The organism is Novosphingobium sp. BL-S-32 (assembly GCF_056857055.1).
Genome location: NZ_CM166477.1, coordinates 486843 through 505581, shown reverse-complemented (window position 1 = coordinate 505581; position 18739 = coordinate 486843). Strand labels below are relative to the sequence as shown.

Annotated in this window: 10 protein-coding genes, 1 pseudogene and 1 riboswitch; of the genes and pseudogenes, 4 read left to right on the top strand and 7 right to left on the bottom strand. The window is 64.0% G+C overall.

Features of this window, described 5'->3' with window-relative positions:
• Window positions 1–82: 82 nt before the first annotated feature.
• On the bottom strand, window positions 83–1327 hold the full coding sequence (locus tag AC1VVK_RS18995) for an RNA-guided endonuclease InsQ/TnpB family protein (protein WP_482906336.1): 1245 nt from the start codon (window positions 1325–1327) through the stop codon (window positions 83–85).
• 36 nt (window positions 1328–1363) lie between these two features.
• On the opposite strand from AC1VVK_RS18995, the pseudogene tnpA reads away from it, so the two are divergent.
• From tnpA to AC1VVK_RS18975, 4 genes and pseudogenes are all read left to right on the top strand, one after another.
• Window positions 1364–1777, top strand: a pseudogene (gene tnpA, locus AC1VVK_RS18990) (IS200/IS605 family transposase); the annotation flags it as partial.
• Window positions 1778–1833: 56 nt separating this feature from the next.
• On the top strand, window positions 1834–3360 hold the full coding sequence (locus AC1VVK_RS18985; RefSeq protein ID WP_482906335.1) for a glycoside hydrolase family 27 protein: 1527 nt from the start codon (window positions 1834–1836) through the stop codon (window positions 3358–3360).
• A gap of 88 nt (window positions 3361–3448) precedes the next feature.
• Window positions 3449–5593, top strand: a complete 2145-nt coding sequence (locus AC1VVK_RS18980) for a molybdopterin-containing oxidoreductase family protein (RefSeq protein ID WP_482906334.1) — start codon at window positions 3449–3451, stop codon at window positions 5591–5593.
• 249 nt (window positions 5594–5842) lie between these two features.
• On the top strand, window positions 5843–8728 hold the full coding sequence (locus tag AC1VVK_RS18975) for a TonB-dependent receptor domain-containing protein (RefSeq protein ID WP_482906333.1): 2886 nt from the start codon (window positions 5843–5845) through the stop codon (window positions 8726–8728).
• 92 nt (window positions 8729–8820) lie between these two features.
• Here the strand turns inward: AC1VVK_RS18975 and AC1VVK_RS18970 are convergent, their stop codons facing one another.
• From AC1VVK_RS18970 to AC1VVK_RS18945, 6 genes are all read right to left on the bottom strand, one after another.
• Window positions 8821–9885, bottom strand: a complete 1065-nt coding sequence (locus tag AC1VVK_RS18970; protein ID WP_482906332.1) for a threonine aldolase family protein — start codon at window positions 9883–9885, stop codon at window positions 8821–8823.
• A gap of 55 nt (window positions 9886–9940) precedes the next feature.
• A riboswitch (SAM-I-IV-variant riboswitch) is annotated at window positions 9941–10047 on the bottom strand.
• 242 nt (window positions 10048–10289) lie between these two features.
• On the bottom strand, window positions 10290–11288 hold the full coding sequence (locus AC1VVK_RS18965) for a 4-hydroxyproline epimerase (RefSeq protein ID WP_482906331.1): 999 nt from the start codon (window positions 11286–11288) through the stop codon (window positions 10290–10292).
• 10 nt (window positions 11289–11298) lie between these two features.
• Entirely contained in the window at window positions 11299–12213 is a 915-nt protein-coding gene (locus AC1VVK_RS18960; RefSeq protein ID WP_482906330.1) for a dihydrodipicolinate synthase family protein, read from the bottom strand.
• A gap of 217 nt (window positions 12214–12430) precedes the next feature.
• Complete coding sequence (locus AC1VVK_RS18955) at window positions 12431–15139, bottom strand: TonB-dependent receptor (protein WP_482906329.1); 2709 nt, start codon at window positions 15137–15139, stop codon at window positions 12431–12433.
• Window positions 15140–15366: 227 nt separating this feature from the next.
• Complete coding sequence (locus AC1VVK_RS18950; RefSeq protein WP_482906328.1) at window positions 15367–16962, bottom strand: family 43 glycosylhydrolase; 1596 nt, start codon at window positions 16960–16962, stop codon at window positions 15367–15369.
• Window positions 16952–18739, bottom strand: coding sequence for a DUF885 domain-containing protein (locus AC1VVK_RS18945; RefSeq protein WP_482906327.1), 1788 nt, complete (start codon window positions 18737–18739; stop codon window positions 16952–16954). Before AC1VVK_RS18945 ends, AC1VVK_RS18950 begins: the two co-directional genes overlap by 11 nt.

The window sequence follows — 18739 nt, the reverse complement described above, 5'->3', positions numbered from 1 at the left end:
TATGGGGAATGCCCAGCCGGGCATTCCCCATCCCATTTCCGCTCCACTTTTCCGATTTGCGACACGGTCCAAGGAGATCGCGTTAACATCTTCCCTCGGCTGAAGCGGGGGGATTTTCGAGAGGTGAAACCCTCTGTCCAGTTCGCACTTCACCGGAGAGCTCATGCCCTTCCTCAATGCGCATAGACGCCGTGTTCCGACGCAGGATGTTGATCGCAGCATTGTGATCGGCATGCATGGCGTGGCCGCACGTTGTGCAGGCAAAGCGCGCTTGGCTCTCGCGATTTTGCCTGTCGATGCAACCGCAAGCCGAACATGTCTGCGAGGTGTAGGCGGGATTGATCTTCGCGAGCGTCCCGCCGCGCTCTTCGAGTTTGTAGGCAAGGATGGTCTCGAAGCCGAACCAGCCCTGATTGAGGATGACGCGGTTGAGCCCGGCCTTTTGCCGGACCTTGCTGCCCGGTTGCTCGATCGTGCCTCTCGCCGAGGCCGTCATGTTCGTAATGTGCAGGTCTTCGATCACAACCGTTGCGAAGCGCTGCGCGATATCGAGCGCCGCCTTGTGGTGCCAGTCGCGGCGGATGCGGGCACGCCGCGCCGACAGGGTGGCACAGCGGCGCCGCGCCTTGGCATGGCGCACAGAGCCGCGCTTGCGACGGGCGAGCACCCGCTGTGCAGCGCGATGGCGCCGCTCTATCGCTTCGAGAGAACCTGGTACCGACAGGCGCTCGCCCGTGGACAGCGCCAGCGTGTTGGCAACGCCGCGATCGATCCCCACAGGTGGAGAAATATTGGCGGGGGCGATGTGCTCGATCTCGCAGGCGAAGCTGATGTGCCAGCCCAGCGGATCGAGCGTCACCGTGGCATTCCTGACCGCGCCGCGCTGCGGGCGCGTGTTGCGGAACTTCACCCATCCGATCTTCGGCAGGCGGACCGCAGACCATTTGCTGTTGAGTGTCCTGACCTCGACCTCTCGGCCCTGGAACCGAACTGCGTCGTTGATGCCTTTTCGCCGAGGGCTCGGATAGCCCGCCCGACCGGCGAAGAAATTACCGAACGCTTTGTCGAGGTCGCGCAACGCCTGTTGCTGGCAGGTCTGCGATACCGCCGCGATCCAGTCGTACTGCGCTCGCAGCGCGGTAAGTTCCCGCGCCTGAGCGATGTAGTTCAACCGGCTGCCGGTATTGGCCTCATACTGGCGATACCACTCCCGGCGCTGCTCCAACGCGAGGTTGTAGACCATGCGACAGACACCCGCGAACTGCCGAAACAGGACCTCCTGTCCGGCGTCTGGCCTCAGCTTGTAGCGGAAACCGCGATGGATCATGCCGCAAAACTAGCAGTAGGTATAACAAGGTGCAATCTGGCCGAAGACACTGATATTCGTAGTGGGCGTCATGTCGTCTCTGCCCTTCATGCCCATTTGGTCTTTGTCACAAAATATCGCCGCGATGTCCTGTCAGAATTCGCCATCCGTGACCTGTCGCGCATCTTTGCCAAGGTCTATAAGGATTTCGAAGCCGAACTGATCGAATGCAACGGCCAGGACGATCATGTCCATCTGCTGATCGTCTATCCACCGAAGATAGCGCTGTCGAAACTGGACAACAGGCTGAAGGGTGTCTCCAGCCGCCTGCTGCGCGAATGTCGGCCTGAAGTGCGCGGGCGCTACAAGGCCGGTGTTCTCTGATCGCCGTCCTAATTCGTCGCTTCCTGTGGCGGTGCCCCGCTCATCGCCATCCCCGAATACGTCAAAGCCCAAAGAGAAGCGCCCCACGGCCGCTCTCGCTTACCTTCCCGCCCTGAAGGGCGGGGTTTCTCGCGAGGTGTTAGATGAAACACGCCATTATCAAAGCCGCCGCCATTGCCGGCGCCCTGCTTGCCGCGACTTCGCCCGTCCTTGCCAAGACGGCCTACGACGGCGTCTGGCTCTTCGACGATACCCCGCCCACGCCGGGCGTGACGATGATGGAAGTCACCTCGAAAGGCGGCAAGATCGCCGGCTCGGTCACCACCCAGTGGTACGGCCCGGTCGAGATGATCAACCCGCATCTCGAAGGCGGCGTGCTGAAGTTCGAGGCGCGCAACCTCAATGACCGCGATCACCTCACCCGCCAGTGGAGCGTCGCGATCGAGGGCGGCCAAGCGCACCTGAAGGGCCAGATCTGGGAATCGGAGATCGACAGCACCGGCCGCCCCGGCACGGCCAAGGACGCCAAGGCCCGTGCTTTCCAGTTCGCATCGCTGCCCGCGCTCGGTGCGCCGATCCCCAGCAAGCTTGCCGCCACGCCGCCGATGGGCTGGAGTAGCTGGAACAAGTTCGCCGACCATATCGACGACAAGACCGTGCGCGCCATGGCCGATGCCATGGTCTCCTCGGGCCTGCGCGATGCGGGCTATGTCTATATCAACATCGACGACGGCTGGCAGGGAACGCGTGATGCCAAGGGCGTGCTCCACCCCAATGCCAAGTTCCCCGACATGAAGGCGCTGACCGACTACGTCCATTCCAAGGGGCTGAAGATCGGCATCTACTCCTCGCAGGGCCCAAAGACTTGCGCGGGCTACATCGGCAGCTACGGCCATGTGAAGCAGGACGCCAAGAGCTTCGCGGACTGGGGCTTCGACTACCTGAAGTACGACCTCTGCTCGGGCGAGTGGTTCTACGCCGATGCCGACACCGTGAAGCGCAGCTACTACGAGATGGGCAAGGCGCTTCAGGACACCGGGCGCGATATCGTGTTCTCGCTCTGCGAATATGGGCGTTTCGACGTGGGCGGCTGGGGCCGCGATGTCGGCGGGGTGCTGTGGCGCACGACCGGCGACATTACCGACGACTATCCGACCATGGCCAAGATCGGCTTCGACAAGAACGGCAGCGCCGCATTCGCGGGTCCGCACGGCTGGAACGATCCCGACATGCTGGAAATCGGCAATGGCGGCATGAGCGCGGACGAATACCGCACTCACATGTCGCTCTGGGCAATGTCCGCCGCGCCGCTGATGATGGGTCATGACCTCAGCAATATGAGCCCGGAAACGCTCGCCATGCTCACCAACCGCCGCGTCATCGCGGTCGATCAGGATGCGCTGGGGGTTCAGGGCAAGGCCCTGCGCAAGGCGGGCGCGCTGGAAGTCTGGAGCAAGCCGCTGGCCGACGGGCGCGTGGCGCTGGCGCTGTTCAACCGGGGCGACAGCACCGCCTCGCTTGCCTTGACCGCCGCCGATGCCGGGCTGCGCGCAATCGACGGCGTCGAGGATCTCTGGAGCGGCGCGCGTTCGGGCGCCCTGCCCGCCGCTTACACCGTGCCTGCGCACGGCGTGGTTCTGGTCGCGGTGCACGGCCCCAAGGCGGACTAGCGCCGGGGGCGGCGGACCGGCTTGCCCCTGACGGCAAGTCCGGCCCTCCGCCCTTTCCTCCCCCACCGGGCGGTTCCATCGCGGAACGATGGAGACCGCCCGGACCTTCTGCCGCAATTGCAGCGCCGCCTGCTCGATGGAGATCGAGATCGAGCAAGGCCGCCTGATCCGCGCGCGGCCCGATGGTGCAGTCTCGCCCTATGGCGCCTATCTCTGCCCTAAGGGCCTCGCTTCGGTCGAGTTTCACAACGGGGCGGAGAACCGCCTGCTGCATTGCCTCGCGCGCGGGGCGGGCGGCGCATTCGAGCCGATCGCGGCGGAAGCGGCACTCGATGCCATCGGCGCAAAGCTGGCCGCGCTGGTGGCAGAACACGGGCCGCGCTCGGTCGCGGTCTATCACGGCACCGGCGCCTATCGGAGCACCTTGGGCGCGCTGATGGAGCGGGCGTGGGTCGCCGCGCTCGGCACGCCCAACTTCTTCTCGACAATGACCATCGACCAGTCCGCCAAGTGGGTGACGATGGCGCGGATGGGCACGTTCGCGAGCGGCCGTAATTCGTTGCGCGACCTCGACGTGGCGCTGCTGGCGGGCGGCAATCCGCTGGTCACCCATCAGGGCGCGCCGTTCGCGCTGGTCGAAAGCGGTGCGCCCGGCCGGGCGCTGGAGGCGGCGCGGGCGCGCGGCATGAAGCTGATTCTCGTCGATCCGCGCAGGACCGAGACCGCCCGCTATGCCGACCTGCTGATTCAGCCGCTGCCGGGCCACGATGCCGCCATCTTCGCGGCCATCGCCCATGTCCTTTTGCGCGACGGCGGGTACGATGCCGCGTTCGTGGAGCGCTGGTGCGCCGGGCTTGGCGAGGTCCGCGCAATAGTGGCGGCCGCGACGCCCGAGTGGGCCGCCGCCCGCGCCGATGTTCCGGCCGAGCAGATCGAACAGGCCGCGCGCTGGCTGGGCGAGGCACGGAACGTGGGTGTCGGCAGCGGCACCGGTCCCTCGTTCTCCGCCCATTCCAACCTTGCCGATCACATGATCGAACTGGTGAATGTGCTGTGCGGCGGCTATCGCCGCGCGGGCGACCGGGTGCGCAATCCTGGCACGCTTCGTCCGCGCGCCTTCTACGAAATGGCCGTCCCGCCTACGCGCGGTTTCGAGCAGGCGCCGCAGTGCGTCAGCGCGCCGACCGGACAGCTTCTGGGCGAATTTCCCAGCGCCCTGCTTCCGGGCGAGATCACGGCGGATTCGCCCGACCGGATCCGCGCTCTGATCGTCTTCGGCGGCGATCCGCTGAAGGCGGTGGGCGATCCGGCGGTCGCCAGCGCCGCTTTCGCGCAGCTCGACCTGCTGGTCTCGCTCGATTCCCGGATGAACGAGACCGGCAAGCGCGCGCACTATGTCGTGGCCGCCAGCCAGCCTTTCGAGCGGCACGACCTGACTATCGCCGCCGATGCGCTGTACCCCGAGCCTTTCGCGCAATATGCGCCGCCCATCGCCGCAAAACCCGAGGGCTGCGTGCACGACTGGGAGTTCTTCTGGGCCCTTTCCGCCCGGATGAACCTGCCGCTCACCTTCAAGTACTGGAGCTACGGCCAGCGTTTCGAGGATATCGCGCGCGGCCTGCCACTGAGCGTGACCGAAAAGCCCGATCCCGAAGCCCTCTGCCGCTTCCTGTGCGGAGAGAGCACGGTGGAATTCGACCAGCTTGTGGCCCATCCCGAGGGGCTGCGGCCAAATACCCCGGCCTCCTTCGTGCAGCCCGCCCCGAACGCTGGCGGCAAACTCCAACTCATGCCCGATGACGTCGCCGCCGAATTCCGCGCCTATGCAGACGAGCGTGCCGACGAGAGCTATCCGCTCCAGCTCGTCTGCCGCCGCACGCTGCACACGCTCAATGGCGCGTTCCGGGAATCGCGAGGGGCGCGCAAGCGCTATCCGGTCAATCCGGCATGGATGAACCCGCTCGACATGGCCGCGCTGGGCCTTGCAGAGGACACGCTTGTCGAGATCGCCTCGCCCTACGGCACGATCCGCTCGCTCGCGCGCGGCGAGGACCGGCTGCGGCGCGGGGTCGTCTCGATGTCGCACATGTTCGGCCCGCTGGTCGGTACCGGCGACCCACTGGCGGATGGCGGCGCCAATACCGGCGAGCTGACCTCGCTTGTCGATGGGCTCGCCTCGGTGAACTACATGCCGCGCTTTTCGGGCATTCCGGTCCGCGTCACGCCCGTCTGAAGGAAGCCCCTTCCGCCCCGGCGATTCGCCCCCGTCGCCTCCCGGCGAGCGGAGCGGCGTGCCATCTTGCCCGAAACCCGTCCGCCGCCCGTACCGCAAACAAGGCGTCATTGCGGCATTTTTACGACAGATAACTTATTTCGTATACTATATTTGACATGCGCCGAAATGTGTCGCAACCTCCCGACATTGAACAAGGGAGTGAAACCCATGAGGGGTCGTAACAGAACACTTTATTGCGCGGCCGCCATGTCCGCGATCATTGCAGGCACGGCCTTCGGCCAGGCCGCGTTCGCTCAGGACGGCGCTTCGGACGCCACGCCGGCCGCCGACATCGTCGTCACCGGCACGCGCATCAAGCGCGCGGATCTCGCCAGCAACAGCCCGCAGACGGTCGTCGGTTCCGACGAATTCAAGTTCCAGGGCGCGACCACCGTGGATCAGGTGCTGAACCGCCTGCCGCAGTTCACCGCCGACGCCAACGAAAACGTGTCGAACGGTTCTGACGGCACCGCCAAGATCAACTTGCGCAACCTCGGCTCGAACCGCGTGCTGGTGCTGATCGACGGCCAGCGCCTGATGCCCTCGCAGGCGATCAACACCAATTTCATTCCCAGCAGCCTGATCGAGCGCGTGGACGTGATGTCCGGCGGCGCCTCGGCGGTCTACGGTTCGGACGCGCTTTCGGGCGTCGTCAACTTCGTGATGAAGAAGGATCTGGACGGTGTCCGCATCGACGCCCAGACCGGCTTCGCGCAGCACACTAACGACGACAGCTCGATCCGCAGCCTCGTCCGCTCGCAGGGCTACGACACCGCGCCCCGGTCGGTGGCCGACGGCGGCAAGCAGGACATCACGATCTCGGCGGGCAAGAACTTTGCCGACGGTCGCGGCAATATCACGGTCTTCGCCGGCTATCGCCATGTCGATCCGGTCAAGCAGTCCAGCCGCGACTATTCGTCCTGCGCGCTGAACGATGACGGCGCCGGTCTCTATTGCGGTGGTTCGAGCAACACGCCCTACGGCTCGTTCGTGCCGCTGGACGATGCCAGCCCCTATCAGGGCCAGACGCTGATCAACAATCGCAACGGCACGCAGACCCTGGTGCCGTACGACAACAGCTACGCCTACAACTACGCGCCCGACAGCTACATCCAGCGTTCGGACGAGCGCATCAACGCGGGCGGCTTCGCGCACTTCGACATCAGCCCGGCGGCGCAAGTCTACGGCAGCTTCATGTTCATGCGCGATCACACCTTCTCGCAGGTGGCGCCTTCCGCGATCTTCCTGGGGCAGGCTTTCGCGATCTCGTGCGACAACCCGCTGGCAAGTGCCAGCCAGCTTCAGGCGATCTGCGGCGCCAAGGCCGGAACCGCGACGACGGCGGACTCGCTGGTCGGCTACCGCATGTCGATCGCACCGCGACGCGACGATCTGAACTACAACGACTACCGCTACAGCGCCGGCGTCAAGGGCGACCTTGGCAGCGGTTTCAGCTATGACGTGAACTACAATTACTCGCTGGTCCGCTACAAGGAGACCTACCTCAACAACGTTGACGCCGTGAAGGCCGCCCGCGCGCTCAACGTCGTGGACGTGAACGGCGTGCCGACCTGCCAGTCGGTCATCGACGGAAGCGATCCGAGCTGCATCCCGGCCAATGTGTTCCAGGCCGGCGGCGTCACCGCCGAACAGGGCGCATACCTGTTCACGCCGAGCCACACCTCCTCGCGCAATTCGCTGCGGGTGTTCTCGGGCAACATCAGCGGCGACCTTGGCGAAATGGGCGTGACCCTGCCTTGGGCCAGCCACGGCGTCGGCGTCGCGTTCGGTGCCGAGCAGCGCCGCGAATCGCTGAACTACTTCGCGGACGAGATCGCCCAGCAGGGCGGCGCCACCAATTCGGACGGCGTGATCAGCGTTGTCGAAGGCTACGGCGAAGTCGAAGTGCCGCTGATCGAGGACAAGCCGTTTTTCCGCTCGCTGACCGTCAACGGCGGCTTGCGCTATTCGTCCTACGACAACAAGCAGGACTCGACCGGCATCAAGTCGGGCTACAACGTCTGGACCTACAAGGGCGAGCTGAGCTGGCAGCCGATCGACGATATCCGCATTCGCGCCAGCTACAACCACGCCATCCGCGCGCCTAACGTGGGCGAACTGTTCGCCTCGCAGTCGGTGGGCAACGTGGCGGCACAGGATCCTTGCTCGGGCGCCAGCCCCTCCGCGTCGCTGGAAGCCTGCGAGCTCACCGGCGTAACCGCCGCGCAGTACGGCAAGATCCCCACCTGCCCGGCCGACACCTGCTCCGCACTTGGCGGCGGCAATATCGACCTGAAGCCGGAGACGGCCGACACCTACACGCTGGGCTTCGTGCTGACGCCCAAGGCGCTGCGCCGCTTCTCGCTCTCGGTCGATTACTACACGATCAAGGTGAAGGACTACATCTCCTCGATCGCGCCTTCGCTGAGCATCAGCCAGTGCGCGACCACGGGCGATCCGTACTTCTGCGGCCTGTTCCACCGCGATCCGCGCTCGGGCGCGCTGTTCGGCACGAACGCGGGCTATGTCGTCTCGACCATGCTGAACACCGGCTACCTGAAGACCTCGGGCATCGACGTGAACGCGGACTACACGTTCAACATCGGCAATGCCGGTCAGGTGAATGTCAACATGCTGGGCACCTGGCTGGCCTCGCAGAAGTCCGAGCCGATCTCGGGCCTCGGTTCCTATGACTGCAAGGGCCTGTTCGGCTATACTTGCGGCCAGCCCAACCCGGAATGGCGCCATGTTGCGCGCATGACCTGGATGGCGCCGAGCGATACCACCGTCTCGCTGTCGTGGCGCTATATCGGCGGCACCAAGCTTTCGAGCCTGTCGGACAATCCGTTCCTGGCCGGCACGCCCAGCGTGGTGAACCGCAAGATCGATGCCTACAACTACTTCGATCTCTCGGTCTCGCAGGCCATCGACAAGCAGTTCACCCTGCGCGCAGGCGTGAACAACATGTTCGACAAGAATCCGCCGGCTATCGCTGCGGGCATCCTGTCGGCCTTCGGCAACGGCAATACCTATCCGGGCGTCTACGACGCGCTGGGCCGCACGATCTTCGTGGGCTTCACCGCCAACTTCTGATCCCGCACAGCGGCTCCCCGTCCCCACTCGGAGCCGCTGTGAAATCCAAGGCCCGTCCGGTCGCAAGACCGGGCGGGCCTTTTGCGTTTGGGTCAGGCTGCGGGAATGTGCTCGCCAGCGACTTCAGCCGTAATCTCGCGCAAATCGCGGCTCAGTTCCTCGACGCGGGCGAGATCGGTGTCCCACGCGAACATGAAACGGGCGCTGCCCCCGATGAAAGTATAGAACCGCCATCCGCGCCCGCGCAGACGCTCCAGCACTTCGGCCGGAGCCTCCAGGAACACCGAATTGGCCTGCACCGGGAACTTGAAGGAAAGCCCGGGCAAATCGCCGACCAGTTCGGCAAGCCGCCGCGCGCAGGCATTGCCGTGCTCGGCATTGCGCAGCCAGGCGCCGGTCTCGATCAAACCGATCCACGGCGCTGAGAGGAAGCGCATTTTCGACGCGAGCTGGCCGGATTGCTTGCAGCGATATTCGAAGTCCGCCGCCAGAGCGCGATCGAAGTAGATGATCGCCTCGCCCACGGCCATGCCGTTCTTGGTGCCGCCGAAGCAGAGCACGTCCACGCCCGCCTCCCACGTGATCGCGGCAGGGGTGCAGCCGAGCGCCGCGCAGGCATGGGCGAAGCGCGCGCCGTCCATGTGCAGCTTGAGGCCAAGCTCACGGCAGACCGCCGAGATCGCCTTGATCTCGTCGATGGAATAGACCTGCCCGGTCTCGGTCGGCTGGGTGATCGTCACCACGCGTGGCTTGGGGAAATGGATGTCGGAGCGGCTTGCCGCCAGCGCGCGGATCGCGGCCGGGGTCAGCTTGCCGTCGGCCGAGGGCGCGACCAGCAGTTTCGAACCGTTGGAGAAGAATTCCGGCGCGCCGCACTCGTCCGTCTCGACGTGGGCGGAGGAAGAGCAGATCACGCTGTGGTAGGACTGGCAGAGCGAGGCCAGCGCCAGCGAGTTCGCCGCCGTCCCGTTGAAGACAAAGAACACCTCGCCGTCGGCCTCGAACAGGCTGCGGAACGTGTTGGCGGCGCGCAAGGTCCACTCGTCGTCGCCATAGGCAACGGCCGACCCCTCGTTCGCGGCCAGCATCGCGGCAAGCGCCTCAGGACAGATGCCGGCGTAATTGTCGCTCGCGAACTGCTGAGGTTGGTCTGTCATTGATCGATTCCTTCATGCTTCGATAGACAAGCATCGGATCGACGTAACTGCGGCTGAAGGTCCCGTTTATTGCCGGTCCGGCCACATCCCTCCTTTCTGGAGGCACCACCTTGCTCGGGAGCAGGTTGGTGTCGAACGTCGGTCCGACTCTTGATGCTGTGGCGGCCAATAAACCCCGCAATACCGCAACGCAAGAGTGTTACGGCTCTGCGCACAAACATTACCGATTTCTGTTACATGCCATTGACGCGAAGTCCCTGACTTACCCGGCCTTTTCGCATGCTCCGAAGTGCCGAAGGCAGCTATTGCGGCCGCACAAAAAAGCCCCCGCCGGATTACGGCGAGGGCCAAAGAGAGATCGGCGGCGAGGGAATGCAGACCCGCCGATCGGGTGGGTACTCTAATCAGGTTACCTGGAAACCGGCCCAGAACGAGTCTTCGCGGTCGATCCAAATGGTGTTGAAACCGGTGGCGATGGCCGAACCTTCGATCGAGGGAATGATCGCCGGCTTGTCGCCCAGCGTGACTTCCTGTTCGACGCGGCCGATGAACCGGCTGCAGATGTAGCTCTCGTGCACAAAGCGCTCGCCCACCTTCAGGCGGCCGGTCGCGTGCAGGTGCGCGATGCGTGCCGAGGTGCCGGTGCCGCAAGGGCTACGGTCGATCGCCTTGTCGCCATAGAACACGGCGTTGCGGCCATCGGCGCCCTCGTGCTTGGGCTTGTCGGCCCAGAGGATGTGGCTGACGCCGCGGATCGTGGAATCGAGCGGGTGGACCGGCTCGTACTTCGCGCGCACGGCTTCGCGGATCCGGCCCGAAAGCTCGATGATGCGCGAGGCACCCAGATCGTCGAGGCCGGTGTAGTTCCCCTGCGGCTCGACGATGGCGTAGTAGTTGCCGCCATAGGACACGTCGATCGAGAGCGGACCGATGCCTTCCACGTCCACCTCGATGCCGCGCTCGGCGACATAGGCGGGGACATTGGTGATGCGTACCGAAGTGACCTTGGAGCCATTGGTCTCGTAGGCGATCTCGATCACGCCCGCCGGAACCTCAACACGCAGCTTGCCCGGCGTCGCCGGCTGGATCAGCCCGTGCTCAAGCCCGAACGTGACCATGCCGATGGTGCCGTGGCCGCACATGGGCAGGCAGCCGCTGGTCTCGATGAACAGGATGCCGATGTCGTTCGCCGGATCGCAAGGCGGATAGAGGAAGCCGCCTGACATCATGTCATGCCCGCGCGGCTCGAAGCAGAGCCCCGTGCGGATCCAGTCGAACCGCGACAGGAAGTCCTGCCGGCGCTCGGACATCGAGGCGCCCTTCAACAGCGGAGCCCCGCCCGCCACAAGGCGAACGGGGTTACCGGCTGTGTGGCCGTCGATGCAGAAGAAAGTGTGCCGCATCGACGCTCCCTTATGCTGCTGCCGCGACCGTCAGGTCGGGACGGGTGGCGGCGGCCTTCTCGACCATCGCGATCACTTCCGCGCGGCGCTCGCCCTCAAGGACGTAGCGCGGAGGCAGAACGCGCTCCGAACCGCGACCCATGACCTGCTCAGCCAGCTTGATCGACTGGACAAGGTCATGCTCGGCATCGAGGTGGAGGAGCGGCATGAACCAGCGGTAGATTTCCATCGCCTTGGCATGGTCGCCGCGCTCGAACGCCTTGACCAGCTCGACCGATTCCTTCGGGAACGCGTTGGTGAGGCCCGAAACCCAGCCCTGCGCGCCGAGGTAGAGACCTTCCAGAGCCACATCGTCGAGGCCCGCGAACAGCGTGTAGCGATCGCCGAACGTGTTGCGGAAATCGGTGAAGCGGCGGGTATCCGGCGCGGATTCCTTGACGGCGACGATATTCTTCACATCGGTCAGCGCGGTCAGCACGTCCTTGTCGATCACCGTGCGGTAGGCCGGCGGGTTGTTGTAGAGCATGATCGGCAGACCGGTCTGGTCGGCCACGCCCTTGAAGTGCGCGACGAGTTCCTTGGCCTTGGGCACATAGACCATCGGCGGCAGCAGCATGAGGCCATCGGCGCCGGCCTTTTCAGCGGCCTGTGCATAGCGCACCGCGCGGCGGGTATCGAATTCCGAAACGCCGGTGACAACCGGAACGCGGCCCTTCACGGCTTCGACGATCGCGGTGAGAACCTGGACCTTCTCGTCGTATTCGAGCGAGTTGTTCTCGCCCACGGTGCCAAGCGCGATCACGCCGGTCACGCCGTCGTTGATCAGATCGTCGACGACGCGCTGCGTGTCAGCGAGATCAAGCGACAGATCCTCGCGGATCTGCGTGGTGACGGCCGGGAACACACCCTTCCAAGCAATTGCCATAACTATCTCGTTCCTGCGCTTCTTGTTAATGCAGATATCGTATACGATATTACAAATGAGTGTGCAATTGCATTCTTTGCACCACTGCATGCACCGCAAGTCAAACAAATCCCGGCGAAAATGGGCAATTGCACGCTCCGAAAACTGCCTCTGCCCAAAAAAAGGGGGCGCGGACATCAATGCCCACGCCCCCTTCCAACCGTTCCGGAACGCCGGTTCAGAAGCGGAAGCGCACGCCCGCCTGAATGGTGCGCGCCTGCAGGCGCACGCCATAGGGAAGCAGGCGATCCTTGCCCCACCACATCTGGGCATTGTTCTTCAGCAGGTTCGTCGCCTCTACGCTGAACGTGATATGCTCCCACGGCGTGAAGTTGAGCGCGGCGTCCAGACGCGACGTCGCGTCCATGTAGGGCGAGTAGTCGGGGAAGTCCGACATCACCGACGTGCGATAGCGCGAGCGATAGTTCCAGGCGACACGGCCGCTGAACTCCGGCGTGTCGTAGTAGAGCGCCGCATTGTAGGTCAACTTCGACATGCCGATGGCATTGTTGTCCGAACCGTCGGGGTAATTGATGTTGCCCTTGCGCAGCCAGGTCAGGTTGCCCTGAACACCGAAGTTCTTCCAGAAGCCGGGCAGGAAGTCGAAGAATGTCTGGCCGGCGATCTCGAAGCCTTGGAACGTGCCGCCGCCTGCATTGCGGTTCGTCCAGACCTGGCCGATCCCGCCGAATTCCGGAACGTACTCGTCCGCGACAGAATAGTAGATATAGCCCTTTGGCTTCTTGAGGTATGACGCGAACGACACCGACCCTGCGCGTCCGAAGTAATATTCGAGCGAAGCGTCGAAGCTGTTTTCGCTATACGCCTTGAGATCCGGATTGCCGGACGTGACCGTATTGTTCTGGAAGTTCACGATCCGGAACGGGCTGAGCGCATCGAAACCAACCCGCTGGACATTCTTCGTCCAGGCCAGGCGCAATTGCAGCTTCGAGGTGAAGTGGGCAATCGCATTGAAGCTTGGCAGGACATCGAGGAAATTGCCCTTGCCGGCAGCGTCGGTGATGACCTGGTTATTCTGCTTGTCGATATTGTAGGAGGCGCTGTCCGATGTTCCCCACGTGTTGACCACGCGGGCGCCGAACACGCCCTCCACCGGCACGCCTGCGTCGAAGGCATAATTGAACTGCCCGTAGACCGCGAAAGTCTTCTCGCGCGAGGCATAGCCGCTGCCGAGGTTGAGGCTCGGATTCTCAGTTGACCAGTCCTGACCGGTCGTGCTCACGCCCTGCAACCACTGACGGACGCTATCCATGTTGTTCATGAGATACTTGCCGTCGAGATGATACCAGGTCGGCGCGTCGAAGCCCGAAACATCGGTCGTCGATGTCTCATAGGGATAGCCGACGTCGTCGAGCGCAATGGTCGCTCCGTTATTGCGCGGGAAGCTGTCGCGATAACCGTAACGGAAGCTGATCTTCCGATCGGTGAAGCGCGCGCCCATCTGGAACGAGCGCAGCAGGCCGGTATCGGAAAGATCCTGCGTCAAATCGACTTGCGATGCGAAATTGCGGCTGCGCTCGACGCCGCGTTCGTCATGCAGATTGTCGAGATAATACTCGCCGGGGTTGGACATATCGACGCCGTTGAACGAGACGAAGGGACCACGGCCGGCGCCGACATCTTCATTGAAGTTCACCGTCGCGCTGTCGATCGTCGAGAAGCGGTAGGTGCTCAGGACACCATAGTAGACGCGCTTCGACTCATTGTACTGGGCGCTGAAATTGATCTTGGTGTGATCGTTGTGCCAGTGGGTCTCGAAGTTGCCGCCGTAGTTGTTCGAGGTCTGGCGCTCGTAATAGGATTCCGGCCCACCGGCGATGATGCCGGAGGCGGGCGCCACCGTCACGCCGTCGATGGTCTGGAAATCGGTATTGCCGTTATCCGCATACGAGATGTTCGACAGGTTGTAGTTGCCATTGCGCAGCACGAGATGCAGGCGATCGCGTGAACGCAGCTCACGGCTGCCGAAGTAATTGCCCTCAACCACGAAATCGAGCTGGTCGCTGGCCTGCCATTGCCACACGGCGTTGAGCGCAGGGCGCGAGATCCGGCCGTTTTCCGTGCCGTAATTCACCGCATAGGGCGTGATCGTCGTCTGCTGCTGATCGGCGGGAAGCGAGTTCAGATCGGTGCCGAAGAAAGTGCCCGGCGTCTCGCTTTCAAGGAACGTCTCGTTGTAGTTGTTGCGCGTGTAGGACGCGTTGATCAGGAAGCCCATCTCGCCGATCCCGGTGTCGAACCTGTCGCCGACCAGGAGGCTGCCATAGGGGCTTTTGGTGTTGCCGATGCTGGAGAACACCTCGCGGAAGCTGCCCGCCAGAGTCAGGCCCTTGTTGAGGTCGAGCGGGCGGCGCAGCTCGACGTTCACGGTGCCGGCGATGCCGCCTTCCACCTGATCGGGCGTGCGGGTCTTGTAGACGTCGACGGCCTTGAGCAGTTCGGCCGGAACGTCCGACAGGCTCATCGAGCGACCGACGCCGCTGGTAGCCTCGAAGCCGTTGATGGTCGTCGAGATGTCGGTCATGCCGCGGATCGAGATCGACGAGCCCTCGCCATGGACGCGGTCGATCTGGACGCCGGTGACGCGGGCAATCGCTTCGGGGACGTTATTGTCCGGCAATTTGCCGACGTCCTCGGCCACCACAGAGTCGACGATCTGCTTCGCCTTGCGCTTCTTCTGGGCGGCCTTTTCGACGCTGCCCCTGACGCCGGTGACCATGATCGTCGCGCCCGGCTGGGCGGTGTCGCCAGCGGCGTTTTCCTCGGCGCGGGCGGCGCCCGGCGCGGCTGTCAGCGCCATGACCATAACCGCCGTCATGGCCGACGAAAGCGCCAAACCTCGCCGCGAAACTCTACGTGACATCATGCGAACTTCCCCTTGTTTGTTCGGCCCTCGGCCCCGGATCGCACCCGAATATATCGTATACCTCCTACTTTATTTGTCGGAGTCAACGGAGTTGTCACGGACCGGCAACAAAACGGGCGTTCCGTGACAAAAATGCATCGAATCTTGCATTTATAACGAGAAAGGGGAGTGCAGACGGACCGCACTCCCCTTTCAATTAGTCGGAGAATTAAATTCGATTCGGCTCCCTACCCGCAGGGGGGCGGGGGAGCCTTGTCCGAATCGCGCACCCTCGGGGCTGCTGATTGGCGCGCCAGCACTTCCCATTCCTGCACGGCAAGCGCGGCATGCGTCTTGCCGTCCGTGGATGCCTCCATCACCGCGCGCAGGCAGCGGGTGGTGATCGGGCGGAATGAGACGTTCTGGAAAGCGTCGGTTGCGGTGCCGTAGGCGCTGGGACGCGGGACGGGTTTCCAGCCCTTTTCCCAGTATTCGAGATGCCACTTGGCCGGAGGCGCGACGCCGACGCCCGAACCGGCGGGCTGGTCGTTCCAGAAGCGGATGCGCGATCCGTTTACGGTGACCGGCACATCCCAGCGGTATTCGATCCACTGACTGGGCGGGTTGTTCGGTGACCAGCTGCCCCACATGTCGGGCGGCAGCGGGGCTTCCTTGACGATCCCGTCGTTCAGCGACTTGATCCAGAACTGCACCGGCACCGGCTTGTTGGAAGCGGTCGCCCACGCCGAACGGGCGATGTTGCGCGTGGCGGCCAGCGGAGGCTGCGGGCGCAGGGTCGGGGTGACCGGCAGGATCCGCGCGGGCGAGACGCTGTCGTCCCACTCCATCTTGTCGAGCGCGACGCTGCGGCGGAAGTGGCCGCCGCCCTTGGCGTCCGCCGTGTGGTAGGCGAGGTACCACTGCCCCTTGAACTCCACCGCGCCGGAGTGCGAGGTGGTGGAGGATACCGGCTTCAGCACCACGCCGCGATAAGTCCACGGCCCCATCGGCGAGGGCGCGGTGCCGTAGGCGATGCAGGCGTGGTAGACGGCGGGCGTGCAGTCTGACGTCGGGCCGGCCTTGTTGCCGGCGTAGAGCATGTAATACGTGCCCTTGCGCTTCATGATCCACGGCGCCTCGAAGAAGCCAGTGAGGCCCTTCATCTCCAGCTCAGACCCCTTCGGCGTGATCATGTCGCGATCCAGCTCCATGCCGCGAAGCTGGCCGAATGTGCCCCAGTAGATGAAGACCCGGCCATCGTCGTCGATCATCATGGTCGGATCGATATTCTGGATATCGTTGGCGACCGGCACCTTCTGCGAGATGATCGGGCCTGTGGGATGCGCATCGCGCCATGGGCCGAGCGGGCTGTCCGCCACGGCCACGCCGATGGCGAAGCGGTCCTTGGCCTCGCTGTTCTTCTCCAGCACCGGGGCGTAAAGGTAGTAGCGCTTGACCCCATTCGGATCCTCGGGGCCCTGAATGATCTGCCCGGCATAGGCACGCGCGGGTTCGGCCCATGCGAAGACGTTTTCCGGCTTCAGGATCGCCGGATAATGCGTCCACTTGTGAGAGGCCGGATCGGCGGTCTTCAGCAATTGCCATTCGGGCATAATGAAGTCGTTGACGTCGCTCGCCGCCTCGTCACGCCCGGTGAGGATCCAGAGCTGGCCGTCCGCCACGAACGGCGCGGGATCGGTGGAGTAGTAATCCCCGTCGGCGAGGATCGGATTGCCCGGAATGGTCAGTTCGCGGGCGACTGGCGTCTGCTGCGCGAAAACGGGTGTCGGGGCGGCGGGCGCAAACGCGCACGCCGCCAGCATCAGTGCGAGGCTATTCCTCATCGGGATAGGGGCCCTTGCCACCGTCCTTGATCAGCTGGTCGACGCGCTGGTCGATCACCGGCAGCGGCACGCCGCCAAGCTGAAGAACCGCATCGTGGAAAGCCCGGATGTTGAACTTCGGCCCCAGTGCGGTTTCCGCCTTCTTGCGCGCGTCCATGAAGGCCAGCTGGCCCATGTAGTAGGACAGCGCCTGACCCGGCCAGGAGATGTAGCGGTCCACCTCGGTCTCGATCTCGTGATCGGAAAGCGCGGTGTTGTCGCGCAGGTACTGCTGCGCCTGTTCGCGGGTCCAGCCCTTGGCATGGATGCCCGTATCGACGACAAGGCGCGAGGCGCGCCAGGCCTGATAGCTGAGCATGCCGAAGCGGTCATAGGGCGTTTCGTACATGCCCATGTCCTCGCCCAGCGCCTCGCAATAGAGCGCCCAGCCCTCGCCATAGGCGGAGAGATAGGTGTCACGGCGGAAGGCCGGCAGGTCCTTGTTCTCCATTGCCAGCGGCATCTGCATCGCGTGGCCCGGCGCGCTTTCGTGCAGGGTCAGCGCGATCTGCGAGTAGAACGGGCGGCTCGGCAGGTCGTAGGTGTTGACGAGGTAGATGCCCGGGCCGCCGCGACCGCCGGTGTAGAACGGCGCGATGTCATCCGGCACCGGCTTGATGGCGAAGCGGCTGCGCGGCAGGTGGCCGAAGAACTGCGAGGCCTTGCCGTCGAAGGTCTTGGCGATCCACGCGGCGCGATAAAGCAGCTCGTTCGGCGTCTTGGGATAGAACTGCGGATCGGTGCGCAGAAAGTGCAGGAACGCCTTCAGGTCGCCCTTGAAGCCGACCTGCTGCATCACCTCGTTCATCTGCGAGCGAATGCGCGCCATTTCGCTGAGGCCGATCTGGTGGATCTCCTCCGGCGACTTGTCGAGCGTGACGAACTCGGAAATCTTCGACTGGTAGTAGGCCTTGCCGTCGGGCAGCGCATAGGCGGCGAGCGACTTGCGGGCCTGCTTTTCGTACTCGCTGCGCATGAACGTCAGCAGCTTGGCATGCGCGGGCACGACGCTGCCGGTGATCGCTGCGCGCGCTGCCGCGCGCAGCTTTTCCTGTTCGGCGGCCGGGATCGTCGAGGGCAGCTTCTTGAACGGCTCGTAAAACGGCGAGTCCTCAGGCGTCTTGGCCTCGACGACCAGTTCGATGCTCTTGTCGCGCCCGATCAGGGTGACTTGCGGAGCCGAGAAACCGCGCTTCAGGCCCGCGCGCATATTGTCGATCTGCTGATCGTAGAAATGCGGGATCTCGCGCAGCATTTCGAGGTAGTTCTCGGCGCCCTTCTGGTCGCGCAGCGGCTCCCGTGCCCAGCCAGCCAGATCGCCCCAGAAGCTGGTATCGGCGTTGAACGGCTTTTCGTAATCGCGGTAACGCTGCTCGGCAACGAGCGCGTCGATCTGGCCCTTGTAGACTGCGAAGTTGATGCGGTTTTCCGGCGAAAGCTTAGCCTGATCGATGGCGGCGAGCTGCTTTTCTACCTGGGTCCAGCGGGCCAGACGCTCGGCCTGCGCCTTGGCGCCGACATCGGGCAGCATCAGGGTCTGGCTCTTCGGGCCATCCTCGCTGGGGCCCGACTGTGCCACGCGCCATGCATATTCGGACGTGTAGATCGCCTCAAACGCCTCGTCGGCGGTCTGGACTTTGGCAGTCTGAGCGGCGGGGGCGGCCACTGCGGCGTGGGCGATGCCCACGGCAAGCGCCGCGCCTGCCAGCAGCAGCGCACGGCCAAGTGCATTCTTCAC